The organism is Ensifer sp. VA4, assembly GCF_055710065.1.
In genome coordinates, this window is the sequence record NZ_JBVQPO010000005.1 from 32,279 (window position 1) to 56,987 (window position 24,709).

The window sequence follows — 24,709 nt, forward strand, 5'->3', positions numbered from 1 at the left end:
TTAGAGTACTTCTGGAGCCAGCGAGATGATCTTCATGTGGTTCTTGGCGCGGAGTTCGCGCGGAACCGGTCCGAAGATACGGGTGCCGATCGGCTCTTTCTTGTTATCGATAAGAACGGCTGCGTTGGTGTCAAAGCGGATGACGGAACCATCCGGACGGCGGATGTCCTTCGCAGTGCGAACGACAACAGCCTTCATGACATCACCCTTCTTTACGCGGCCGCGCGGAATGGCTTCCTTGATCGAAACGACAATGATGTCGCCGACCGACGCATACTTGCGCTTGGAGCCGCCCAGCACCTTGATGCACATGACACGACGTGCGCCGGAATTATCCGCCACGTCGAGGTTTGTTTGCATCTGAATCATGTCAGGTCGCCTTCTTGTTGTTACCAGGCCGGTTGGGCCGAGACCCCCTCGCCTGGCTTATAGTGCTCATCTCAAAGCAAAAGAACGCCCGGACTCGAGCGTTCCTCTGCTTCAATTGCGTGCTTCATACAGGTATTTGCCCAAGACGCAAGGGTCTTGCGGTCAAAACCTGCAGAAATCAAGCGTGGACGGCTACGACCGTCCAGCGCTTATCCTTCGAGATCGGCGCACATTCCTCGATGGAAACGACGTCACCAACCTTGTACTGGTTGTTTTCGTCGTGCGCCTTGTACTTCTTCGAACGGCGAACGGTCTTCTGGAGGATCGGGTGCGCGAAGCGGCGCTCGACCCGGACGACAACCGTCTTGTCGTTCTTATCGCTGACAACAGTGCCCTGCAGAATGCGTTTCGGCATATTTTCTGGTCCTTAGGCCTTGGCTTCTGCCGCCTTCTGGCGGGCAATGGTTTTGACGCGTGCGATGTCCTTGCGGACTTCGTTGATACGCGAAGACTTCTCGAGCTGGCCGGTTGCCTTCTGGAAGCGCAGGTTGAACTGCTCCTTCTTCAGCTTGGCAAGCTCTTCGTTGAGTTGATCGGCGCTCAGAGCGCGAACATCTGCGGCTTTCATGAGCTTCACTCCTTACTCTGCGATACGCTGCACGAAGCGCGTCTTGACAGAGAGCTTGGCAGCGCCAAGACGAAGTGCCTCACGGGCAAGTTCTTCGCTGACACCATCGATCTCAAACATCATACGGCCGGGCTTGACCTTGCATGCCCAGTATTCGACCGAACCCTTACCCTTACCCATGCGGACTTCCGTCGGCTTGGCGGTGACGGGAACGTCAGGGAACACGCGGATCCAGACGCGGCCGGCGCGCTTCATGTGACGCGTGATCGCGCGGCGGGCCGCTTCGATCTCGCGCGCATTGACGCGGTTCGGTTCCTGAGCCTTCAGGCCGAATTCACCGAAGGCGAGATCAGAACCGCCCTTGGCAACGCCCTTGATGCGGCCCTTGAACTGCTTGCGATACTTCGTACGCTTTGGCTGCAACATTTTTTTACTTCTCCGATATTGGCTGCCAAACGCGAATGTTACGCGTTTTCACGACGGCGGTCACGATCGCCACGGTCGCGATCACGGCCGGACGGGCCCTGGTTGTCACTTTCGATCGCGCGACGCTCGGAAGCCATCGGATCGTGCTCAAGGATTTCGCCCTTGAAGATCCAGACCTTGATGCCGCAGATACCGAAAGCGGTTTCCGCTTCGGCCGTGCCGTAGTCGATATCCGCGCGCAGCGTGTGCAGCGGAACGCGACCTTCGCGGTACCATTCGGTACGAGCGATTTCGGCGCCACCGAGACGACCGGCGCAGGTGATCTTGATGCCTTCGGCGCCAAGACGCATGGCCGACTGAACAGCGCGCTTCATCGCACGGCGGAAGGCCACGCGGCGCTCGAGCTGCTGGGCGATCGACTGGGCAACGAGCGTTGCGTCAACTTCCGGCTTGCGCACTTCGACGATGTTGAGGTGCGTTTCGGAGTTGGTCATCTCGGAAAGCTTCTTGCGGAGCTTTTCGATGTCGGCGCCCTTCTTGCCGATGATCAGGCCCGGACGAGCCGAGTGGATCGTGACGCGGCACTTCTTGTGCGGGCGCTCGATGACCACCTTGGCGATACCGGCAGCCTTCAGCTCTTCCATCAGGTAGGCGCGGATCTTCAGGTCTTCGTGAAGAAGCTGGCCGTATTCGGCATTGTCCGCGAACCAGCGGCTATCCCAGGTCCGGTTGATGCCGAGACGGAAACCGATCGGATTAATCTTCTGGCCCATTATGCGGCCTCCCCTTTGGCTTCCACTTCACGAACGACGATCGTCAAGTGAGAGAACGGCTTTTCGACACGCGATGCACGGCCGCGACCACGAGCGTGGAAGCGCTTCATGACGATCGACTTGCCAACGTAAGCTTCTGCGACGACGAGCGAATCGACGTCGAGATCGTGGTTGTTCTCTGCGTTTGCGATCGCAGATTCAAGGGTCTTCTTGACCGTCTCTGCGATGCGCTTGCGGGAGAACTCCAGTTCGGCCAGAGCGCGGTCGACCTTCTTGCCGCGGATCATCGCGGCAACCAGGTTGAGCTTCTGGGGGCTGACGCGGATCGTGCGCGCAACTGCCTGCGCCTCATTATCCTTCAGCCGGCGTTCGGCTTTTGCCTTGCCCATTGTTACTTCCTCTTTGCCTTCTTGTCCGCGCCATGACCGTAGTAGGTCCGGGTCGGAGAGAATTCGCCAAACTTGTGGCCGACCATGTCTTCGTTGACGCTGACCGGAACGTGCTTGCTGCCGTTGTAGACGCCGAAGGTGAGGCCGACAAACTGCGGAAGGATCGTGGAGCGGCGGCTCCAGATCTTGATCACTTCGTTACGACCGCCTTCGCGGACCTTCTCAGCCTTCTTGAGAAGATAACCGTCAACGAACGGACCTTTCCATACTGAACGAGTCATTCGAGACTTCCTCTCTTACTTCTTCTTCTGATGCCGCGAACGCATGATGAACTTGTCGGTCGACTTGTTCGAGCGCGTACGCTTGCCCTTCGTGGGCTTACCCCACGGGGTAACCGGGTGACGACCACCCGAGGTACGGCCTTCACCACCGCCGTGCGGGTGGTCAACCGGGTTCATGACGACGCCGCGAACGTGCGGACGCTTGCCGCGCCAGCGCGAGCGACCAGCCTTACCGTCATTGATGTTGCCGTGATCGGGGTTCGATACGGCGCCGATCGATGCGAGGCAGGAACCGTGCACGAGGCGCTGTTCGCCCGAGTTCAGACGAAGGATCGCCATGCCCTGGTCGCGACCGACGAGCTGTGCGTAGGTACCGGCGGAGCGGGCCATCTGGCCGCCCTTGCCCGGCTTCATTTCCACGTTGTGGATGATGGAGCCGACCGGGATGTACTGCAGCGGCATCGTGTTGCCGGGCTTGACGTCAACGGCCTTCTCGGAAGCGATGACCTTGTCGCCGGCAGCGAGGCGCTGCGGAGCGAGGATGTAGGCCTTTTCGCCGTCGGCGTAGTTGACGAGCGCGATGAAGGCGGTGCGGTTCGGGTCGTATTCCAGACGCTCGACCGTGCCTTCAACGTCGAATTTGCGACGCTTGAAGTCGACCAGGCGGTAGGTACGCTTGTGACCGCCGCCCTGGAAGCGAACGGTGATGCGACCGAGGTTGTTGCGACCGCCCTTGGAGGACAGGCCTTCGGTCAGCGCCTTGACCGGCTTGCCCTTGTAGAGGCCAGCCCGGTCTACGATGACCAGCTGACGCTGGCTCGGGGTCGTCGGATTGAAACTTTTCAATGCCATTTTCTTGTTCCCTTTTGGGTTTTTACCCTAATGGGCCTATCCGTTAGAGACCGGTGGAGACGTCGATGGACTGACCGTCGGCGAGCGTGATGATCGCCTTCTTCACGTCCTTCTGCTTTCCGGCAAAGCCGCGGAAACGCTTGGTCTTGCCCTTGCGGACGAGCGTGTTCACGGCCGTAACCTTGACGCCGAACAGAGCTTCGACGGCAGCCTTGATTTCAGGCTTCGAAGCGTCCTTGGCGACGTTGAAGACGACCTGGTTCTGTTCGGAAACCAGCGTCGACTTTTCGGTGATCGAGGGGGACACGATCACGTCGTAGTGGCGAAGATCCGTCATTTGAACCGCTCCTCCAGAGCTTCCACGGCAGCCTTGGAAAGCACGAGCTTGCCACGGCGCAGAATGTCGTAAACATTGATGCCCTGAACCGGCAGAACGTCCACGTTCGGGATGTTCTGGGCTGCGAGCTTGAAGTTGTTCTCGATCTCGGCGCCGCCGATGATCAGAGCGTTAGTGAGGCCGAGCGATGCAAACGCACCGGCGAGAGCCTTGGTCTTGGCTTCCTTGGCAACGAGGTCGTCGATGACGATGATCTCTTCAGCCTTCAGCTTGGCCGACAGGGCATGACGCAGGCCGAGGGCGCGAACCTTCTTCGGCAGATCATGCTCGTGGCTGCGGACGACCGGGCCATGGGCCTTGCCACCGCCGCGGAACTGCGGAGCGCGAGCGGAGTGGTGGCGGGCGCGGCCCGTACCCTTCTGCTTGTACATCTTGGCGCCGGTGCGCGAAACTTCCGCGCGGCCCTTGGCCTTGTGCGTGCCCTGCTGCTTCTTGGCGAGCTGCCAGCGAACGACGCGGGCAATGATGTCTTCACGGGGTTCGAGGCCGAAAATGGCGTCAGAAAGGGAAACCTTTCCCGCGTCCTTGCCCTCGAGGGTTTTGACGTTGAGATCCATTACTCGGCTCCCTTACTTCGATGCTTCGGCGCGCACGGCGGCCGGGCGCGGAGCGCCTTCCGGGGTGCCCGACTTGATGGCGTCACGAACGACGATCCAGGCACCCTTGGAGCCGGGGACTGCGCCCTTGACCAGGATCAGACCGCGGTCTTCATCGGTCGATACGACTTCGAGGTTCTGGGTGGTGACGCGGGTCTGACCCATGTGACCAGCCATGCGCTTGCCCTTCCAAACGCGGCCCGGATCCTGGTTGGAACCGGTCGAACCGTGCGAACGGTGCGATACGGAAACGCCGTGCGTTGCACGCAGACCACCGAAGTTGTGGCGCTTGATCGCACCAGCAAAGCCCTTACCGATCGTGGTACCGGTAACGTCGACGAGCTGGCCGGCAACGAAATGGTTGGCCGTCAGTTCTGCACCGATGTCGATCAGGTTGTCCGCGGTAACGCGGAACTCGACGAGCTTCGCCTTCGGCTCGACGTTGGCAGCAGCAAAATGGCCGCGCATCGCCTTCGGCGTGTTCTTGACCTTCGAACGGCCGGCACCCAGCTGGACAGCCACGTAGCCGTTCTTCTCTTCCGTACGCTGGGCTACCACCTGGCAGTTCTCCAGCTTCAATACTGTAACCGGGATATGCTCACCGGCGTCGTTATAGACGCGGGTCATTCCCACTTTCTGTGCAATCACACCTGAACGCATCGGTTCATTCCTCTTGAGAGTTAGTGACGGGGCGAGCCCCCTCACATCTCTGGTTTAAGGTTTCCTTGAGATCATCCGATCTTGAGGTCGCCCGTTTTCGGAAGCCGTTGGACCGGGGTCCACGTACCTTCCTTGTTATTAAAGCTTGATTTCCACGTCGACGCCGGCAGCCAGGTCGAGCTTCATCAGCGCGTCAACGGTCTGCGGGGTCGGATCTACGATATCGAGAAGGCGCTTGTGGGTGCGCATTTCGAACTGTTCACGGCTCTTCTTGTCGACGTGCGGCGAGCGGTTGACCGTAAACTTTTCAATGCGCGTCGGCAGCGGTACGGGACCGCGCACGCTTGCACCGGTACGCTTTGCCGTCGACACGATTTCGCGCGTCGAGGCGTCGAGGATCCGGTGATCAAACGCCTTGAGGCGGATGCGGATGTTCTGGCCGTTCATACGACTTATCCTTGTTCATGTTGTCTGCGGTTTCCGTGGAAAAACACGCATTGAACTTCGTTTAATGTTCGGCCAGTCCGCAAATTTTCAAAGATCGGAGGGACAGGGTTTCCCCTGCCCCTTCCTATTTGAGCGGCCGTGGCCGGCCTGTTCTTTGGTGAGCGCACAACGTCGAAGCACCATGCAAATCACGCGTGGGCGCCATTTGCACTATTTCGTCGTCTTCGGCAAGCCGTGCGACCAACTAAATCTTTCGGGGCGGCTATGACGGAGGCGCATAGCATGCGCCTCACTTCATTTCCGCCTTTAGTCCCGTCGATTACTCGACGATCGAAGCAACGATGCCGGCGCCGACGGTGCGGCCGCCTTCGCGGATCGCGAAGCGCAGCTTTTCTTCCATCGCGATCGGTACGATCAGCTCGACGTCAACGGTGACGTTGTCGCCCGGCATGACCATTTCCGTGCCTTCCGGCAGCGTCACGATACCCGTCACGTCCGTCGTGCGGAAGTAGAACTGCGGACGGTAGTTCGTGAAGAACGGCGTATGACGGCCGCCTTCTTCCTTCGTCAGGATGTAGGCTTCGGCCTTGAACTTCTTGTGCGGCTTGACCGAACCCGGCTTGCACAGGATCTGGCCACGCTCGACGCCGTTGCGGTCGACACCGCGCAGCAGCGCACCGATGTTGTCGCCGGCCTGGCCCTGGTCGAGCAGCTTGCGGAACATTTCAACGCCCGTGCAGGTCGTCTTCGTCGTCGGACGGATGCCGACGATTTCGATTTCTTCGCCGACCTTGACGATGCCGCGCTCAACGCGACCGGTCACAACCGTACCGCGGCCCGAGATCGAGAACACGTCTTCGATCGGCATCAGGAACGGCTGGTCGATCGGACGCTCCGGCGTCGGGATGTAGGCGTCAACCGCTGCCATCAGCTCGCGGATCGCGTCTTCGCCGATCTTCTTGTCCGAATCTTCCAGAGCGGCAAGCGCCGAGCCCTTGATGATCGGAATGTCGTCGCCCGGGAATTCGTAGGACGACAGAAGTTCGCGAACTTCCAGCTCGACGAGCTCGAGAAGCTCGGCGTCGTCAACCTGGTCGACCTTGTTGAGGAACACGACGATCGCCGGAACGCCGACCTGGCGGGCGAGCAGGATGTGCTCGCGGGTCTGCGGCATCGGGCCGTCAGCGGCCGAGCAAACCAGGATCGCGCCGTCCATCTGTGCAGCACCGGTGATCATGTTCTTGACGTAGTCGGCGTGGCCGGGGCAGTCAACGTGAGCGTAGTGACGGTTGGCCGTCTCATACTCGACGTGCGCCGTCGAAATCGTGATACCACGGGCCTTTTCTTCCGGAGCGGCGTCGATTTGGTCATACGCCTTGAACTCGCCGAAGTACTTCGTGATCGCTGCCGTCAGCGACGTCTTGCCATGGTCAACGTGGCCAATCGTGCCAATGTTAACGTGCGGCTTGTTGCGCTCAAATTTGCTCTTTGCCATTTCCGGCTCTCCGTTTTCTATCCCCTCTCGGGGAAAACTTTCTATCTGCTTTCAGCGTGTCGGTATTCCGGTCACTTCTGACCGGAATACTTTGCCTGGATTTCCTGTGCGACGTTCGACGGGACCGGCGCGTAGTGATCGAAGGTCATCGTGTACTGTGCACGACCCTGCGACATCGAGCGCAGGTTGTCGACGTACTTGAACATGTTCGCCAGCGGAACGTTTGCGTTGATCACAACGGCAACGCCACGCGATTCCTGGCCCTGGATCTGGCCACGGCGGGAGTTCAGGTCGCCGATAACGTCGCCGACGTAGTCTTCCGGCGTTACGACTTCTACCTTCATCATCGGCTCGAGCAGCTGTGCGCCAGCCTTCTTGGCTGCTTCACGGAAGCAAGCACGGGAAGCGATTTCGAAGGCGAGGACCGACGAGTCGACGTCGTGGAATGCACCGTCCACGAGCGTCGCCTTGACGCCCAGCATCGGGAAGCCAGCAAGCGGACCCGAGGACAGAACGCTTTCGATACCCTTCTGAACGCCCGGGATGTATTCCTTCGGAACAGCACCGCCGACGATCTTGGATTCGAAGACGAAATCGTCGCCGTCCGGGTTCGGTTCGAACACGAGCTTGACGCGCGCAAACTGACCGGTACCACCGGACTGCTTCTTGTGCGTGTAGTCTTCTTCGTGCTGACGCGTGATCGTTTCGCGGTAAGCAACCTGCGGTGCACCAACGTTGGCTTCAACCTTGAACTCGCGACGCATGCGGTCGACGATGATGTCGAGGTGAAGTTCACCCATGCCGGCGATGATCGTCTGGCCGGATTCCTGGTCGGTCTTGACGCGGAACGACGGATCTTCGGCCGCCAGGCGGTTGAGCGCGAGGCCCATCTTTTCCTGGTCGCCCTTGGACTTCGGCTCGATCGCGATCTGGATAACCGGCTCCGGGAATTCCATGCGCTCGAGAACGACCGGCTTCAGCGGATCGCAGAGCGTGTCACCCGTCGTGGTTTCCTTGAGGCCGGCGAGAGCAACGATGTCGCCTGCGAAGGCTTCTTCGATGTCTTCACGCGAGTTCGAGTGCATCTGCAGCATACGGCCGACGCGCTCGCGCTTGTCCTTGACCGTGTTCATGACCGACGAGCCCTTTTCGAGCTTGCCCGAGTAGATGCGGGCGAAGGTCAGCGAGCCGACGAAGGGGTCGTTCATGATCTTGAACGCGAGCATCGCGAGCGGCTCGGCATCGTCAGCATGACGCTCGATTTCAGCTTCGGTCTTGACGTCGATGCCCTTGATGGCCGGAATATCGACCGGCGACGGCAGGTAGTCGACGACGGCGTCGAGAAGCGGCTGAACGCCCTTGTTCTTGAACGCGGTGCCGCAGAACATCGGGTGGAACTTCACGTCGATGGTGCCGCGGCGAACGAGTTCGCGGATCTTGTCGTTCGAGGGCATGTTGCCTTCGAGGTAGGCCTCCATCGCGGCTTCGTCGATCTCGACAACGGTCTCGATCAGCTTTTCGCGATATTCTTCGGCCTTATCCTTCAAGTCGTCCGGGATCTCGACGACGTCCCACTGGGCGCCGAGCGATTCATCGCGCCAGACAAGAGCGTTCATCTCGATCAGGTCGACGACGCCCTTGAAGTCGCTTTCAGCGCCGATCGGCAATTGCATGACGACGGCGGTCGCTCCGAGACGGGTCTTGATCATTTCGACCGAGCGGTAGAAGTCGGCGCCGGTCTTGTCCATCTTGTTGCAGAAGATCATGCGCGGAACATGATACTTCTCAGCCTGACGCCAGACGGTTTCCGTCTGCGGCTCAACGCCGGCGTTGGCGTCGAGCAGCGCGATGGCGCCGTCGAGAACGCGCAGCGAACGCTCGACTTCGATGGTGAAGTCAACGTGGCCGGGGGTGTCGATGATGTTGAAGCGGCGGGTCTTGCCGTCGCGACCCTTCCAGAAGGTCGTCGTAGCAGCGGACGTGATGGTGATGCCGCGTTCCTGCTCCTGCTCCATCCAGTCCATGGTAGCGGCGCCGTCGTGGACTTCGCCGATCTTGTGGGACTTGCCGGTGTAGTAGAGGATGCGCTCGGTCGTCGTGGTCTTGCCAGCGTCGATGTGCGCCATGATACCGAAGTTACGGTAGTCTTCGATTTTATATTCGCGTGCCATAGTGGACTGCCTCTCGAGACGTTCGCGCCAGAATTACCAGCGATAATGCGAGAACGCACGGTTGGCATCAGCCATCTTGTGCGTGTCTTCGCGCTTCTTCACGGCGCTACCACGGTTGTTCGCTGCGTCCATGAGTTCGCCGCAGAGGCGATCGACCATGGTCGTTTCGTTACGCTTGCGTGCGGCCGCAATCAGCCAACGGATGGCGAGGGCCTGGCGACGCTCCGGACGAACATCGACCGGAACCTGGTAAGTAGCACCACCGACGCGGCGCGAACGCACTTCAACGTGCGGCGCAATGTTGTCGAGCGCGGAATGGAATACGGTGATCGGCTCCTGCTTCAGCTTAGCCTGGACCGCATCGAATGCGCCGTAAACAATGCTTTCCGCTACGGACTTCTTGCCGTGCAGCATGATTGCGTTCATGAATTTCGTGACAACCAGATCACCGAACTTCGGATCCGGGTTGATCTCACGCTTTTCTGCTCTATGACGTCGGGACATACTTTTCGTCTCTTTAACTGTTTCAGCGCTTTACCACGCGGAGGACCTCGCGCAGCGCCAGGATTTTCAAAACCGAATTACTTCGGACGCTTCGCACCGTACTTCGAACGGCGCTGCTTGCGGTTCTTAACGCCCTGCGTATCGAGAACGCCACGGATGATGTGGTAACGAACACCCGGAAGGTCCTTAACACGGCCGCCGCGGATCATAACAACCGAGTGTTCCTGAAGGTTGTGACCTTCACCCGGAATGTAGCCGATGACTTCAAAGCCGTTCGTCAGACGAATCTTGGCAACCTTACGGAGAGCCGAGTTCGGCTTCTTCGGGGTCGTCGTGTAAACGCGGGTGCAAACGCCACGCTTCTGCGGGTTTTCCTGCAGAGCAGGAACCTTGTTGCGCTTTACCTGTGCCTGACGAGGCTTGCGGATCAGCTGGTTTACGGTAGGCATATACCCATCCCTTGCAAAATCTTGTCACGTTACCCTTGCGGGCGGATCGTTGCCGTCGCCGGCAGTTTCGAACGCCTCATGAAATGCGCAAAACAGGGGCCGATCCGCCTTTCCGCAGATGGCCCCAAATAAAGCAGAGGACGCACTATCGTGCGCGTCGTGCGTGCAGCATTGTAGTCGTCAGCGTGCGTTTCGAACCTTGTTTGAGGCGAACTCCAGAACGCGACGTTCCGAACCAGCCAGCCTCACATGGGCTCCGATGCGGCGGGGTGTACTGATTTCAAAGCCAACAGTCAAGGGCAATTAAGAAATATTCTATCGCCCGCAGGCCTGACATGCCTGCAAAACCAGGCTTTTGCACATGGTTTCGCACCCGGCGCTCGCCTCTTTGACCCTTCAGCAGCCGGAGTGTCCGACAGGGTTAAGGAATCGGCAACCACTTTGTGGGGGTTTTCCACCGTCTTCGAGTCGGCCGCCCGAGATGCGCTCCGGCTGCGCCGCATTTCCATCGCCTTGGACAAAAAAGGGCGCTAAGGTCGCGCCCGCCAAACGAAAGGAAACAAAATGGCCGTCACCCCAGACAACGACAATGCCCCGGACGAACCGATGGTGTTCATCATCATCGGCAAGGCCTATGAGACCGACGGCGACGAAGACGGCGTGGACATTCACGTGATGCTCAAGGCGCCCGACGACGATACCGCCGTTCGCGAAGCACTGAACGCCCTTGCCGAAGAGGGTTTTCTCGAGGCCGATCTGGACCAGATCGGCACCCTGACCGAGGTGCCGAGCGAAGAACCTCATGCCTCCGCCTACCAAGGCGCACTCGAAGGCGAAGTGGCGATCATCCGCTTCAGTTGAGCTTTACGGGCAAGCGACCTTCGCCCTCGCCGCTTGCGCGCGGGCCGCACCTCCCCAAGAGAAGAAGCCGCCGAGAGCGATCTCGGCGGCTTCTTCTTTGTCTGGACAGAGGGCGGAAGCCCGCCCTCCCCCGTTTATTCGGCTGCTGCGTTCTCGTTGGCGAGATCGGCCAGCATCGGCGTTGCGGCCTCCGCACCCGTGCCGCGACGACGCTCTTCCAGGATCATTTCGTCGCGCGCGGTTGCGATGCGGCGAATCTGGGTCATCGTGCCACCGGTACCGGCCGGGATCAGACGGCCGACGATGACGTTTTCCTTCAGGCCCTGCAGGCCGTCCGTTTTGCCGGCGATCGCCGCTTCGGTCAGGACCTTGGTGGTTTCCTGGAACGAAGCTGCCGAGATGAAGGACGGTGTCTGCAGCGACGCCTTGGTGATGCCAAGCAGGACCGGATCGCCGTATGCCGGCTTCTTGCCCTGTTCGATCAGGCTGTCATTGACGTCTTCGAGCTCGATACGATCGACGTTGTCACCGACGATGTAGGTCGAGTCGCCGGCATCGGTGATTTCCACCTTCTGCAGCATCTGGCGAACGATGACTTCGATGTGCTTATCGTTGATCACAACGCCCTGCAGTCGGTAGACTTCCTGGATTTCGTTGACCAGGTAGGAAGCAAGTGCTTCCACGCCCTTGATCGCCAGAATGTCGTGCGGCGCTGGGTTGCCATCGAGGATGTAGTCGCCCTTTTCGATGTAGTCGCCGTCCTGAAGATGGAAGGGCTTGCCCTTCGGGATCAGGTACTCGACCGGCTCGACACCGTCTTCCGCCGGCTCGATCAGAACGCGACGCTTGTTCTTGTAGTCGCGGCCGAAGCGAACGGTACCATCGATCTCGGCGATAATGGCGTGATCCTTCGGACGACGTGCTTCGAACAGTTCGGCAACGCGCGGCAGACCACCGGTGATGTCCTTGGTCTTGGCGCTTTCGAGCGGCGAACGGGCGAGAACGTCACCCTGGCTTACCTTCTGGCCGGGTTCGACCGAGAGGATCGCGTCAACCGAGAGCATGAACCGGGCTTCGCCGCCGCGCGACAGCTTGGCAACTGCACCGTTCTTGTCCTTGATAACGATCGCCGGCTTGAGATCCGAGCCGCGCGGCGTCGAACGCCAGTCGATAACCTGACGCTTGGTGATGCCGGTGGATTCGTCGGTCGCTTCGAGCACCGAGATGCCGTCGACGACGTCTTCGAAGTGAACGGTACCCTCCACTTCCGTCATCATCGGACGGGTGTAGGGATCCCACTCGGCGAGACGCTGACCGCGCTTCACCTTGTCGCCATCGTCGACGAGGATCTTCGAACCATAGGCAACGCGCTGCGAAGAACGCTCTACGCCGCGCTCGTCGAGGATCTGGATCGCCATGTTGCGGCCCATCGCGACGAGAACGCCCTCCGAGTTGCGCAGCATGTTGCGGTTCTTGATCTGGATCGTACCTTCGTAGGACGCTTCCAGGAACGACTGGTCGACCACGGTCGCGGTACCGCCCAAGTGGAAGGTACGCATGGTGAGCTGGGTGCCGGGCTCACCGATCGACTGAGCTGCAATAACGCCAACCGCTTCGCCCATGTTGACCGGCGTACCACGCGCCAGGTCGCGACCGTAGCAGACGCCGCAGACGCCAGTCTGGATTTCGCAGGTCAGCGCCGAGCGGATACGGATCGACTGGATGCCAGCCTTCTCGATCTCGATGACATCTGCCTCAAGGATCATCTTGCCGGCATCGACGATGCGAGCGCCGGTCACCGGGTGATCGATATCGTCCAGGGCCGTGCGGCCGAGGATACGTGCACCGAGCGATGCCACGACCTGACCGGCATCGACGATGGCCGTCATGGTCAGACCCTTGTCGGTACCGCAGTCGACGGAGTTGACGATGCAATCCTGCGCCACGTCGACGAGACGGCGGGTCAGGTAACCGGAGTTCGCGGTCTTCAAGGCGGTGTCTGCAAGACCCTTACGGGCGCCGTGCGTCGAGTTGAAGTACTCGTTCACGGTCAGGCCTTCCTTGAAGTTCGAGATGATCGGCGTCTCGATGATTTCACCCGACGGCTTGGCCATCAGGCCGCGCATACCGCCCAGCTGACGCATCTGGTTCGGAGAACCACGAGCACCCGAGTGCGACATCATGTAGATCGAGTTCATCGGTTTCTGGCGACCATTGTCGTCGAACTCGACCGCCTTGATGCGTGCCATCATCTCGTCGGCGACCTTTTCCGTCGCCTTGCCCCAGGCATCGACAACCTTGTTGTACTTCTCGCCCTGGGTGATGAGACCGTCGTTGTACTGCTGCTCGTATTCCTTCACCAGCGCTTCGGTGTCACCGACGATCTTCGCCTTGGTGTCCGGAATGACCATGTCGTCCTTGCCGAACGAAATGCCGGCGCGGCAGGCATGGGCGAAGCCGAGCTGCATGATGCGGTCGCAGAAGATGACCGTGTCCTTCTGGCCGCAATGACGGTAGACCGTGTCGATCATCTTGGAGATGTTCTTCTTGGTCATTTCCTGGTTGCAGATGTCGAACGGAATGTTCGAGTTCTTCGGCAGCAGTTCGCCGATGATCATGCGGCCAGGCGTCGTTTCGTAGATCTTCGAAACCGGATTGCCCTCGGCGTCGACGGTCTTGTAGCGACCGCGGATCTTGGCGTGCAGCGTCACAGCCTTGGTTTCGAGCGCATGATGCAGCTCGCCCATGTCCGAGAACGCCATGCCTTCGCCCGGCTCGTTCTGGTTCAGGATCGACAAGTAGTAGAGACCGAGAACCATGTCCTGCGACGGAACGATGATCGGCGCGCCGTTTGCCGGGTGCAAAATGTTGTTCGTCGACATCATCAGCACGCGGGCTTCGAGCTGCGCTTCGAGCGACAACGGCACGTGAACGGCCATCTGGTCGCCGTCGAAGTCGGCGTTGAAGGCCGTGCAGACGAGCGGGTGCAGCTGGATCGCCTTGCCTTCGACGAGCGTCGGTTCGAAGGCCTGGATGCCCAGGCGGTGCAGCGTCGGCGCACGGTTCAGCAGAACCGGATGCTCGCGGATGACCTCGTCGAGGATATCCCAGACTTCGGGCTTTTCCTTCTCGACGAGCTTCTTGGCCTGCTTCACCGTCGAGGAGAAGCCCTTGGCGTCAAGCCGCGCATAGATGAACGGCTTGAACAGCTCGAGTGCCATCTTCTTCGGAAGACCGCACTGATGCAGCTTCAGTTCCGGACCGGTCACGATGACCGAACGGCCGGAATAGTCGACGCGCTTGCCGAGCAGGTTCTGACGGAAGCGGCCCTGCTTGCCCTTCAGCATGTCGGACAGCGACTTCAGCGGGCGCTTGTTGGCGCCGGTGATGACGCGGCCGCGACGGCCGTTGTCGAACAGCGCATCGACAGATTCCTGCAGCATGCGCTTTTCGTTGCGGATGATGATGCCCGGAGCACGCAGTTCGATCAGGCGCTTCAGACGGTTATTACGGTTGATGACGCGGCGATAGAGATCGTTCAAATCCGACGTCGCGAAACGGCCGCCGTCGAGGGGGACGAGCGGACGCAGATCCGGCGGGATCACCGGAACGACCTTCATGATCATCCATTCCGGCCGGTTACCGGATTCCATGAAGTTTTCGACGATCTTCAGCCGCTTCATCAGCTTCTTCTGCTTCAGATCCGAGGTCGTCTCCGCGAGCTCGGTGCGCAGATCGCCGGCGATCTTCTCCAGGTTCATCGAAGCGAGCATTTCATAGATCGCTTCAGCGCCGATCATGGCGGTGAACTGATCTTCGCCGAACTCATCGACGGCGAGCATGTAGTCTTCTTCGCTGAGAAGCTGATTTTCCTTCAGCGACGTCAGACCGGGCTCGGTGACAATGTAGTTCTCGAAGTACAGAACGCGCTCGACATCCTTCAGCGTCATGTCGAGCAGCGTCGCGATGCGGCTCGGCAGGGACTTCAGGAACCAGATATGGGCAACCGGAGCAGCGAGCTCGATATGGCCCATGCGCTCACGGCGAACGCGCGACAGCGTGACTTCGACGCCGCACTTTTCGCAGATGATGCCCTTGTACTTCATGCGCTTGTACTTGCCGCACAGGCACTCGTAGTCCTTGATCGGGCCAAAGATGCGCGCGCAGAACAGACCGTCGCGTTCCGGCTTGAACGTGCGGTAGTTGATCGTCTCCGGTTTCTTGATCTCACCGTAAGACCAGGAAAGAATCTTCTCCGGCGACGCGATCGAAATCCGGATGGAATCGAAGGTCTGTGCAGGCACCTGCGGATTGAAAAGATTCATGACCTCTTGGTTCATGCCTGTCTCCTTTACGGGCTTTACGCCCTGAGCTTGGCGAGGGTGCCGACAAATCCCGGGCGCCGGCCCCTGCCCCTTAAACAGCTAAAACCGCATTGGCTGCGGCTCTGTTCCTTCCGAAGACTGAGCGTCTCCAGGCGGAAACGGTGCGCGCCGCATCGCGGCACGCACCTTGGGTCTCTTTACTCGGCTGCGTGCGGCAACTGTGCCGCGCCAGCCTCGTCGACCTTCGAGTTTTCGAGCTCGACCGAAAGGCCCAGCGAGCGCATTTCCTTGACGAGAACGTTGAAGCTCTCCGGAATGCCCGCCTCGAAGGTGTCGTCGCCACGGACGATCGCTTCGTAGACCTTGGTACGACCAGCGACGTCGTCCGACTTGACCGTCAGCATCTCCTGCAGGGTGTAGGCCGCGCCGTAAGCTTCCAGCGCCCAGACCTCCATTTCCCCGAAGCGCTGACCGCCGAACTGCGCCTTACCGCCCAGCGGCTGCTGGGTGACGAGCGAGTACGGTCCGATCGAACGGGCGTGGATCTTGTCGTCGACCAGGTGGTTGAGCTTCAGCATGTAGATGTAGCCCACGGTCACCTGGCGGTCGAACTGATCGCCGGTACGGCCGTCGTAGAGCGTCGACTGGCCGGTCACCTTGAGGCCGGCCTTGGCCAGCATCTCGTTGACGTCGGCTTCGACTGCACCGTCGAAGACCGGAGTCGCGATCGACACGCCGCGGCGGGTCTGCTCGGCCAGGCGCACGATCGACTCGTCGTCGTACTGCTTGATCGGCTCGCCCTTCGGACCGGATCCGATGACATCGTCGATGGTCGCGCGCAGCGGCTTGATGTCGCCACTCTCGTGGTAGGCATCGAGCATCGCGCCGATCTTCTTGCCCATGCCGGCGCAAGCCCAGCCGAGATGGGTTTCGAGGATCTGGCCGACGTTCATGCGCGACGGAACGCCGAGCGGGTTCAGAACGACGTCGACATGCGTGCCGTCTTCCAGGAACGGCATGTCTTCGATCGGCACGATACGCGACACGACACCCTTGTTGCCGTGACGGCCGGCCATCTTGTCGCCCGGCTGGATCTTGCGCTTAACAGCAACGAAGACCTTGACCATCTTCATGACGCCCGGAGGCATTTCGTCGCCACGCTGGACCTTTTCGACCTTGTCCATGAAGCGCTGCTCAAGGCGCGACTTGGACTCGTCGTACTGGGCGCGCAGAGCTTCGATCTCGCCCTGAGCCTTTTCGTCTTCGACGGCGAACATCCACCACTGCGAGCGGGGGTATTCACTGACGACGAGGTTCGAAAGCTCGGTGCCCTTCTTGAAGCCCTTCGGGCCGGCAACGGCCGTATGGCCGCGCAGCATGTCGACGAGACGTGCGTAGACGTTGCGATCGAGGATCGCCTGCTCGTCGTCGCGGTCCTTGGCGAGGCGTTCGATTTCCTCGCGCTCGATCGCCATCGCGCGCTCGTCCTTTTCAACGCCGTGGCGGTTGAAGACGCGAACTTCGACGACGGTACCGAAGGTGCCCGGAGGCATGCGCATCGAGGTGTCGCGGACGTCGGAGGCCTTTTCACCGAAGATGGCGCGCAGAAGCTTTTCTTCCGGCGTCATCGGGCTTTCGCCCTTCGGCGTGATCTTGCCGACGAGGATGTCACCCGGCTGAACCTCAGCACCGATATAAACGATACCGGCCTCGTCGAGGTTGCGCAGCGCTTCTTCCGAAACGTTCGGAATGTCGCGGGTGATTTCTTCCGGCCCCAGCTTGGTGTCGCGCGCCATCACTTCGAATTCTTCGATGTGGATGGAGGTGAACACGTCGTCGCGCACGATCCGCTCGGAGAGCAGGATCGAGTCTTCGTAGTTGTAGCCGTTCCACGGCATGAACGCGACGAGCGCGTTGCGGCCGAGAGCCAGGTCACCGAGGTCGGTCGATGGACCGTCAGCGATGATGTCGCCCTTGTTCAGGACGTCGCCGACGGTCACCAGCGGGCGCTGGTTGACGCAGGTGTTCTGGTTCGAACGCTGGAACTTCTGCAGACGATAGATATCGACGCCCGACTTCGACGGATCGAGGTCTTCGGTGGCGCGGATAACGATACGGGTCGCGTCAACCTGGTCGACGACGCCGCCACGACGGGCTGCAATCGCCGCGCCGGAGTCGCGGGCAACGACCGGCTCCATGCCGGTACCGACGAACGGTGCTTCGGCGCGCAGCAGCGGCACGGCCTGACGCTGCATGTTCGAGCCCATCAGTGCGCGGTTGGCGTCGTCGTTCTCGAGGAACGGGATGAGCGCGGCTGCGACCGAAACGAGCTGCTTCGGCGAAACGTCCATCAGATTGATGTTGTCGCGCGGCGCCAGCATAACTTCGCCGGCGTGACGGCAAACGACGAACTCTTCAGCGAAGGAGCCATCACCCTCGAGAACCGAGTTTGCCTGGGCAACGTGATACTTCGCCTCTTCCATCGCCGAGAGATAGACGACGTCGTTCGTCACCTTGCCGTCGACGATCTTGCGGTACGGGCTTTCGATGAATCCGTACTTGTTGACGCGGGCGAAGGTTGCGAGCGAGTTGATCAGACCGATGTTCGGGCCTTCCGGCGTTTCGATCGGGCAAATACGGCCGTAGTGGGTCGGGTGAACGTCGCGGACTTCGAAGCCGGCGCGCTCGCGGGTCAGACCACCCGGGCCAAGTGCCGAGAGACGGCGCTTGTGGGTGATTTCCGAAAGCGGGTTCACCTGGTCCATGAACTGCGACAGCTGCGAGGAGCCGAAGAATTCGCGAACGGCAGCAGCGGCCGGCTTCGCGTTGATCAGATCCTGCGGCATGACCGTGTCGATCTCGATCGAGGACATGCGTTCCTTGATCGCACGCTCCATGCGGAGCAGGCCGAGACGGTACTGGTTCTCCATGAGCTCGCCGACCGAACGAACACGGCGGTTGCCGAGGTTGTCGATGTCGTCGATCTCGCCCTTGCCGTCGCGCAGCTCGACCAGCATCTTGACGACCGCCAAGATGTCCTCCTTGCGCAGGATGCGCACGGTGTCGGCGACTTCGAGGTCGAGGCGCATGTTCATCTTGACGCGACCGACGGCCGAAAGGTCGTAGCGCTCGGCATCGAAGAACAGCGTGTTGAACATGGCTTCCGCGGAATCCATGGTCGGCGGTTCACCCGGACGCATCACGCGATAGATGTCGAACAGGGCGTCCTGACGGTTCTCGTTCTTGTCGGCCGCGAGCGTGTTGCGGATGTAGGCACCGACATTGATATGGTCGATGTCGAGAACCGGGATCTCGTCGAAACCGGCCGAGAGGATGACCGGAAGGGTCTTCTCGTCGATCTCGTCGCCGGCCTCGAGGTAGATCTCACCGGTGGCGAAATTGACGACGTCTTCGGCAAGGTAGTTGCCGTAGAGATCATCGTCGGTCGCCTTGAGCGCCTTCAGGCCCTTTTCCTGCAACTGACGGAGCAGGCGCGGGGTCAGCTTCTTGCCGGCCTCGACAACGACTTCGCCGGTGTCGGCGTCGATCATGTCGGTGATGGCCTTCTGGCCCTTGAGCGCATCCGGTTGGAACGGCACGCGCCAGCCTTCGCCGTCGCGCTGGTAGAGCGACTTCGTGTAGAAGGTGTCGAGGATTTCCTCGCCGTCCATGCCGAGCGCCATCAGCAGCGACGTCACCGGAATCTTGCGGCGGCGGTCGATACGGGCATGCACGATGTCCTTGGCGTCGAACTCGATGTCGAGCCAGGAGCCGCGGTAAGGAATGACGCGAGCTGCGAAGAGCAGCTTGCCCGACGAGTGGCTCTTGCCCTTGTCGTGATCGAAGAAGACGCCCGGCGAACGGTGCATCTGCGAAACGATGACGCGCTCGGTGCCGTTGACGATGAAGGTACCGTTGTCGGTCATGAGCGGCATGTCGCCCATGTAGACGTTCTGTTCCTTGATGTCCTTGATCGACTTCGCGCCGGTATCCTCGTCAATATCGAACACGATGAGACGCAGCGTCACCTTGAGCGGCGCTGCGTAGGTCAGATCGCGCTGACGGCATTCTTCGACGTCGAACTTCGGCGGCTCGAATTCGTAGGACACGAACTCCAGCATCGATGCGCCCGAGAAATCCTTGATCGGGAAAACGGACTTGAAAACAGCTTGGAGCCCTTCGTCAGGGCGACCGCCCTTGGGCTCTTCAACCATCAGAAACTGGTCGTAGGACGCCTTCTGAACCTCGATGAGGTTCGGCATTTCTGCGACTTCTGGAATTTTACCAAAAAACTTGCGTACGCGCCTGCGACCGTTAAACGAAAGGGTCTGAGCCATCGTCGCTCCTTGTCAATCTTGCATCCGGGCCTGCAACGGACGGGAACCGATGGCCAGTCGATCCCGTCAATCAATGAGTAGTCCAATCTCGTCCAGCTAACGAAAAACGCTCAGCGCGGATTGCTGTGCTGCCTTCCGTTCGAGACCATCCTCTTGAAGAACCCATTACCCAAAAGCCGTTTTTCGACAGGCTTTTGGGTAATATGTTCTAAAAACGGTCAAAGAGAGGCGGCCTGAAAAGGCCACCTCCCCTTGCATGTAGCCGAATTACTTGACGTCAACCTTGGCGCCAGCTTCTTCGAGCTTCTTCTTGAGGTCGGCAGCTTCAGCCTTGGAAACTGCTTCCTTGACCGGCTTCGGAGCGCCTTCGACCAGGTCCTTGGCTTCCTTGAGGCCGAGGCCGGTGATGCCGCGAACTTCCTTGATGACGTTGATCTTGTTGGCGCCAGCGTCAACGAGGATTACGTCAAACTCGGTCTTTTCTTCTTCAGCAGCAGCAGCAGCACCGCCGGCAGCGCCGCCAGCAGCAGCAACAGCTACCGGAGCAGCAGCCGAAACGCCCCACTTCTCTTCGAGCATCTTGGAGAGCTCAGCAGCTTCCAGGACGGTGAGCGAGGAGAGGTCTTCAACGATCTTTGCGAGATCAGCCATTTTACTTTTCCTTTTGTTCGGTTCGAACTGGTTTTAAATACAACAGCGAAAATCCGCCTTAGGCGGCTTCGTCCTTCTTGGCATAGGCCGAGAACACGCGAGCAAGCTGGCTTGCCGGTGCCTGAACAACCGTTGCGACGCGGGTTGCCGGGGCATTGAGAAGGCCCAGCAGCTTTGCGCGCAGCTCGTCGAGCGAAGGCAGGGTCGCGAGCGACTTGACTGCTTCGGCGTTGAGCGTGGTCGTGCCCATGGCGCCACCGAGAACAACGAGCTTGTCGTTGGTCTTGGCGAAATCCATGACAACCTTAGGAGCCGTGATCGGGTCTTGGCTGTATGCAATCAGCGTCTGACCCTTGAAGAGATTGCTCATCCCTTCCGACTCGGTGCCCTGAAGAGCGATCTTGGCCAGGCGGTTTTTCGCGACTTTGACGGTGCCGCCAGCAGCGCGCATCTTCGAACGGAAGTCGTTCATCTGCGCAACTGTGACACCAGCATAGTGGGCCACGACAACCGAACCGGAAGCCTTGAAGACTTCGTTCAGCTCCGTGACGAATTCGCGTTTTTCCGCTCTTTCCACTGTCTGTCTCCAGTTGACAGGGTTGCAATAATGCCCCCCTGCCGGGTTTGCCTTTGTCACCCGAGATCGAGCTCGATCCCTGATAACGCTTAAGGATCCTGTCCCTTGGCGTTCCCGGGAGAGCCGGGTCTGACACAAGGCAAGCGAGGTTCGAACCGAATTTCGACGCCTCCGGCGCCATGGTGAAATTCAGATCTTACCCGTCTCATGCAGGCCGAAGTGATTAAGGTAGAACCACCCGCAATCTCGGACAGGAGTTCCGGACTTGACATCCGGAATTCCCGGCCCCGAAGGACCGGGAATTTGTGTGCCGGGCCGAAGCCCGAAAACAATTAGGCGACGCTGAGCGTGGCCGGGTCGATCTTGAGGCCCGGGCCCATGGTCGACGAAATCGCGACGCGCTTGACGTAGTTGCCCTTGGCGCCGGTCGGCTTCGCCTTGATCACGGCGTCAGCGAAAGCGCGGATGTTTTCTTCCAGCGCCTTGGCATCGAAGGATGCCTTGCCAACGCCGGCGTGAACGATACCAGCCTTCTCGACGCGGAACTCGACAGCGCCGCCCTTGGATGCCTTGACGGCACCGGCAACGTCCATCGTAACCGTGCCGACCTTCGGGTTCGGCATCATGCCGCGCGGGCCGAGAACCTTACCGAGACGACCGACGAGCGGCATCATGTCCGGGGTGGCGATGCAGCGATCGAAATCGATCTTGCCGCCCTGGACGATTTCGACGAGTTCCTCCGCGCCGACAACGTCAGCACCGGCAGCCTTGGCTTCGTCAGCCTTGGCGCCACGGGCGAAAACAGCGACGCGAACCGAGCGGCCGGTGCCGTTCGGCAGGTTGACAACGCCACGAACCATCTGGTCGGCATGGCGCGGGTCAACGCCGAGGTTCATCGCGACTTCGATGGTCTCGTCGAACTTGGCGGTCGCACGTTCCTTGACCAGCGATACGGCTTCGGTGAGGCCGTAGATCTTCGCCGGATCGATGCCCTCGCGGGACTTCTGTACACGCTTTGCAATCTTCGCCATGGTCTTAGCCTACCACTTCCAGGCCCATAGCGCGGGCAGAGCCCTCGACCATAGCCATTGCGCCTTCGATATCGGCAGCGTTGAGATCCTTCATCTTGGCTTCGGCGATCGACTTGATCTGAGCCTTGGTGAGCTTGCCAGCGGAAGCGCCCTTACCCGGGGTCTTCGAGCCGGACTGGATCTTTGCTTCCTTCTTCAGGAAGTAGCTGACCGGCGGCTGCTTCATGACGAAGGTGAAGGACTTGTCCTGGTAATAGGTGATGACGACCGGGATCGGCATACCCTTTTCCATTTCCTGCGTGGCGGCGTTGAACGCCTTGCAGAATTCCATGATGTTAATGCCACGCTGACCGAGCGCAGGACCGATCGGCGGGGACGGATTGGCCGACCCAGCCTTCACCTGCAGCTTGAGCTGGCCTGCAACTTTCTTAGCCATTTCTCTCTGCCTTTTCTAAAACCCTCTCGCGACGGATCGCTCCAAGGATCGATTGCGCCGGCTTCCCGGCTTTTGCCGACCACGGGGAGATCGGCGGCTGCGGTTGCGTGGTGCGGAACATCCGACCCGGCTAAGGCCGGCCTCCTTCCACGCGCATGCGGATTTCTCCGCCAGAACGGGTCGTAACCCGCCCTATCTCTTGAGATCTTCTCAGACCTTCTCGACCTGACCGTATTCCAGTTCGACCGGCGTCGCGCGACCGAAGATCGACACCTCGACCTTGAGGCGCGAACGCTCTTCGTCGACGTCCTGAACGACGCCGTTGAACGAGGCGAACGGACCGTCGGAGACGCGAACCTGCTCGCCGATCTCGAACGAAACCGACGGCTTCGGCCGTTCGACGCCGTCCTGCACCTGGCCGAGAATGCGCTCGGCCTCATGATCCGGAATCGGAACCGGCTTGCTGTCGGTACCGAGGAAACCCGTCACCTTCGGCGTGTTCTTGATAAGGTGGAATGCCTCATCCGTCAGGTTGGCACGAACCAGAACGTAGCCCGGGAAGAACTTGCGCTCGGCGTCGACCTTGCGGCCACGACGCACTTCGACAACCTTCTCGGTCGGCACGAGAATCTTCTCGAACAGATGCTCGAGGCCCTTCTGCTTGGCCTTTTCCTCGATCGATTCAGCGACCTTCTTTTCGAAGTTCGAATAGGCGTGAACAATGTACCAGCGCGCAGCCATGCTACCCTCCACCCAATCAAGCGCCAACGTTGAGGACGAGGCCGATCAGCCATCCCATCAACTGGTCCGCAGCAAAGAAGAAGGCAGCGGCAAAAAAGACCATGACAAAAACCATCAGCGTCGAGATCATCGTCTCGCGCCGAGAGGGCCAAGTCACTTTCGACGTCTCGGAGCGAACCTGCTGCAGAAACGTTACCGGATTCGTTTTGGATGCCATGTAATGCTCACGCCATTACGGCGCGTAAAGCCGATGATTCAGCCCCACGCACCGCGTGTCTGTTTGGACCCTACATAAAGACCGATTCTGAAAACCACAAGAGCCAATCAGTCTTTTTTGTGAATTTCGTCAGCCGGGTAACCGGCCCTTAAACTTACTCTGCCGAACCCTCAACCTTTATGCAAGTGTCGAGGAGAATGGCAGGGGCAGAGGGGCTCGAACCCCCGACCTGCGGTTTTGGAGACCGCCGCTCTACCAACTGAGCTATACCCCTATTCAGCGGCGCCTTCGTCCAACGACGCGTCACCGCCTCAAGTCAGCGGCTTCATATTCAGTTTGCCGGAGGATGACAAGCATCTTTCACCGAAGAAGCGAAAAAATCCTCATCGGAACGTATCCGGCCTTACCCTCCCGCCTACAGGCTCGAAGAAGGGGCGCAAGTTATTGCCGTGCCAATCGGAATTTTCCACAGGCGCAGAACCAAAGGAGCCGCTACCCTGCCGGCAATTGGCTGGAACCGAATCAATGTCGCGCATCGCGCTGGTCGATACGATCCCTGCTGGCCATCGCTCTTCGAAGAACGAGCCATGGCCGTAACCACCCTGCTCTTCCCTTTCGTCAGCGAGATCCACCACATCGGCAGCACGGCAGTACCGGGACTGGCGGCGAAGCCGAAGATCGATATCGATGTCGTCGTCTCGGATCAAAGGATGGTGGCGGAAATGAGCGCGCGCCTTCGTAGCGCCGGCTACACCTTTCACGGCGATCCGTACGCATGCAACCTCTGGACCTTCACCGCCGACACGCGCCCCTGTGGCACGCGCCTCTATCTCTGCGAAACCGGCAACGCCGCGCATGCGGCACGCCTCCTGTTCCGCGATGCGCTTCGCGAGCACCAGGATCTCGCCCGCCGTTACGACACGCTGAAGCGGCGGCTCGCAAGGGAGGCGAAGGGAGACTGGGATATCTACACCAATGGGAAGCGCGGCTTCATCAATGAAGTCCTGGCACTGGCGGCAACGAAAAAGGGCCCCGCTGTCGCCAGCGGGGCCCTCTGAAGAACTGTAACCCTAGGGATTACTCGACGATCGAGGCA

General features: G+C 59.9%; 26 protein-coding genes and 1 tRNA gene. 2 read left to right on the forward strand and 25 right to left on the reverse strand.

Features of this window, described 5'->3' with window-relative positions; all coding sequences use genetic code 11:
- The 16 genes from rplN to rpsL form a co-directional block, all read right to left on the reverse strand.
- A complete protein-coding gene (gene rplN / locus AC0C6X_RS09420) occupies positions 1-369 on the reverse strand; it encodes a 50S ribosomal protein L14 (RefSeq protein ID WP_034795548.1) in 369 nt (122 codons plus the stop codon).
- A gap of 178 nt (positions 370-547) precedes the next feature.
- On the reverse strand, positions 548-784 hold the full coding sequence (rpsQ, locus tag AC0C6X_RS09425) for a 30S ribosomal protein S17 (protein WP_173516255.1): 237 nt from the start codon (positions 782-784) through the stop codon (positions 548-550).
- Between the two features lie 12 nt (positions 785-796).
- Positions 797-997 (reverse strand): 50S ribosomal protein L29, encoded by a 201-nt coding sequence (gene rpmC, locus AC0C6X_RS09430; RefSeq protein ID WP_056319072.1) that lies wholly within the window; start codon positions 995-997, stop codon positions 797-799.
- Positions 998-1,009: 12 nt separating this feature from the next.
- A complete protein-coding gene (gene rplP / locus AC0C6X_RS09435) occupies positions 1,010-1,423 on the reverse strand; it encodes a 50S ribosomal protein L16 (protein ID WP_011975175.1) in 414 nt (137 codons plus the stop codon).
- Positions 1,424-1,461: 38 nt separating this feature from the next.
- On the reverse strand, positions 1,462-2,196 hold the full coding sequence (rpsC, locus tag AC0C6X_RS09440; RefSeq protein WP_173516254.1) for a 30S ribosomal protein S3: 735 nt from the start codon (positions 2,194-2,196) through the stop codon (positions 1,462-1,464).
- Positions 2,196-2,585 (reverse strand): 50S ribosomal protein L22, encoded by a 390-nt coding sequence (gene rplV / locus AC0C6X_RS09445; protein ID WP_034795534.1) that lies wholly within the window; start codon positions 2,583-2,585, stop codon positions 2,196-2,198. The genes rpsC and rplV overlap by 1 nt, the downstream gene beginning before the upstream one ends.
- 2 nt (positions 2,586-2,587) lie before the next feature.
- Positions 2,588-2,866: a 30S ribosomal protein S19 gene (gene rpsS, locus AC0C6X_RS09450; protein ID WP_018239488.1), complete on the reverse strand. Its 279-nt coding sequence runs from the start codon at positions 2,864-2,866 to the stop codon at positions 2,588-2,590.
- 15 nt (positions 2,867-2,881) lie between these two features.
- Positions 2,882-3,718: a 50S ribosomal protein L2 gene (rplB, locus tag AC0C6X_RS09455; RefSeq protein ID WP_057255572.1), complete on the reverse strand. Its 837-nt coding sequence runs from the start codon at positions 3,716-3,718 to the stop codon at positions 2,882-2,884.
- Positions 3,719-3,761: 43 nt separating this feature from the next.
- The gene (locus tag AC0C6X_RS09460; protein ID WP_057255571.1) at positions 3,762-4,055 is read right to left on the reverse strand and encodes a 50S ribosomal protein L23; all 294 of its coding nucleotides are present in this window, start codon (positions 4,053-4,055) and stop codon (positions 3,762-3,764) included.
- Positions 4,052-4,672 (reverse strand): 50S ribosomal protein L4, encoded by a 621-nt coding sequence (rplD, locus tag AC0C6X_RS09465; RefSeq protein WP_173516253.1) that lies wholly within the window; start codon positions 4,670-4,672, stop codon positions 4,052-4,054. The genes AC0C6X_RS09460 and rplD overlap by 4 nt, the downstream gene beginning before the upstream one ends.
- Before the next feature lie 12 nt (positions 4,673-4,684).
- On the reverse strand, positions 4,685-5,371 hold the full coding sequence (gene rplC / locus AC0C6X_RS09470) for a 50S ribosomal protein L3 (protein ID WP_173516252.1): 687 nt from the start codon (positions 5,369-5,371) through the stop codon (positions 4,685-4,687).
- Positions 5,372-5,509: 138 nt separating this feature from the next.
- Positions 5,510-5,818, reverse strand: a complete 309-nt coding sequence (gene rpsJ, locus AC0C6X_RS09475) for a 30S ribosomal protein S10 (RefSeq protein ID WP_003507767.1) — start codon at positions 5,816-5,818, stop codon at positions 5,510-5,512.
- 319 nt (positions 5,819-6,137) lie between these two features.
- Positions 6,138-7,313: an elongation factor Tu gene (gene tuf / locus AC0C6X_RS09480; protein ID WP_173516240.1), complete on the reverse strand. Its 1,176-nt coding sequence runs from the start codon at positions 7,311-7,313 to the stop codon at positions 6,138-6,140.
- Between the two features lie 71 nt (positions 7,314-7,384).
- The gene (gene fusA / locus AC0C6X_RS09485) at positions 7,385-9,484 is read right to left on the reverse strand and encodes an elongation factor G (RefSeq protein WP_173516251.1); all 2,100 of its coding nucleotides are present in this window, start codon (positions 9,482-9,484) and stop codon (positions 7,385-7,387) included.
- Positions 9,485-9,517: 33 nt separating this feature from the next.
- A complete protein-coding gene (rpsG, locus tag AC0C6X_RS09490) occupies positions 9,518-9,988 on the reverse strand; it encodes a 30S ribosomal protein S7 (RefSeq protein WP_173516250.1) in 471 nt (156 codons plus the stop codon).
- 77 nt (positions 9,989-10,065) lie between these two features.
- Entirely contained in the window at positions 10,066-10,437 is a 372-nt protein-coding gene (gene rpsL / locus AC0C6X_RS09495) for a 30S ribosomal protein S12 (RefSeq protein WP_003507760.1), read from the reverse strand.
- A gap of 564 nt (positions 10,438-11,001) precedes the next feature.
- On the opposite strand from rpsL, the gene AC0C6X_RS09500 reads away from it, so the two are divergent.
- A complete protein-coding gene (locus AC0C6X_RS09500; protein WP_247961098.1) occupies positions 11,002-11,298 on the forward strand; it encodes a transcriptional regulator in 297 nt (98 codons plus the stop codon).
- 134 nt (positions 11,299-11,432) lie between these two features.
- Here the strand turns inward: AC0C6X_RS09500 and rpoC are convergent, their stop codons facing one another.
- From rpoC to AC0C6X_RS09545, 9 genes are all read right to left on the reverse strand, one after another.
- Entirely contained in the window at positions 11,433-15,638 is a 4,206-nt protein-coding gene (rpoC, locus tag AC0C6X_RS09505) for a DNA-directed RNA polymerase subunit beta' (protein WP_472952764.1), read from the reverse strand.
- A 182-nt stretch (positions 15,639-15,820) separates the two neighbouring features.
- Complete coding sequence (gene rpoB / locus AC0C6X_RS09510) at positions 15,821-19,960, reverse strand: DNA-directed RNA polymerase subunit beta (protein WP_173516247.1); 4,140 nt, start codon at positions 19,958-19,960, stop codon at positions 15,821-15,823.
- Positions 19,961-20,227: 267 nt separating this feature from the next.
- On the reverse strand, positions 20,228-20,611 hold the full coding sequence (rplL, locus tag AC0C6X_RS09515; protein WP_173516246.1) for a 50S ribosomal protein L7/L12: 384 nt from the start codon (positions 20,609-20,611) through the stop codon (positions 20,228-20,230).
- 58 nt (positions 20,612-20,669) lie between these two features.
- On the reverse strand, positions 20,670-21,188 hold the full coding sequence (rplJ, locus tag AC0C6X_RS09520; RefSeq protein ID WP_173516245.1) for a 50S ribosomal protein L10: 519 nt from the start codon (positions 21,186-21,188) through the stop codon (positions 20,670-20,672).
- A 332-nt stretch (positions 21,189-21,520) separates the two neighbouring features.
- On the reverse strand, positions 21,521-22,219 hold the full coding sequence (rplA, locus tag AC0C6X_RS09525) for a 50S ribosomal protein L1 (protein ID WP_247961097.1): 699 nt from the start codon (positions 22,217-22,219) through the stop codon (positions 21,521-21,523).
- Between the two features lie 4 nt (positions 22,220-22,223).
- Positions 22,224-22,655: a 50S ribosomal protein L11 gene (gene rplK, locus AC0C6X_RS09530; RefSeq protein ID WP_173516243.1), complete on the reverse strand. Its 432-nt coding sequence runs from the start codon at positions 22,653-22,655 to the stop codon at positions 22,224-22,226.
- Positions 22,656-22,865: 210 nt separating this feature from the next.
- The gene (gene nusG / locus AC0C6X_RS09535; protein ID WP_034795476.1) at positions 22,866-23,396 is read right to left on the reverse strand and encodes a transcription termination/antitermination protein NusG; all 531 of its coding nucleotides are present in this window, start codon (positions 23,394-23,396) and stop codon (positions 22,866-22,868) included.
- 16 nt (positions 23,397-23,412) lie between these two features.
- Positions 23,413-23,613: a preprotein translocase subunit SecE gene (gene secE / locus AC0C6X_RS09540; protein ID WP_173516242.1), complete on the reverse strand. Its 201-nt coding sequence runs from the start codon at positions 23,611-23,613 to the stop codon at positions 23,413-23,415.
- Between the two features lie 198 nt (positions 23,614-23,811).
- Positions 23,812-23,887 (reverse strand) — tRNA-Trp (locus AC0C6X_RS09545).
- A gap of 247 nt (positions 23,888-24,134) precedes the next feature.
- On the opposite strand from AC0C6X_RS09545, the gene AC0C6X_RS09550 reads away from it, so the two are divergent.
- Positions 24,135-24,671, forward strand: a complete 537-nt coding sequence (locus tag AC0C6X_RS09550) for a GrpB family protein (RefSeq protein ID WP_472953149.1) — start codon at positions 24,135-24,137, stop codon at positions 24,669-24,671.
- Positions 24,672-24,709: the final 38 nt, after the last annotated feature.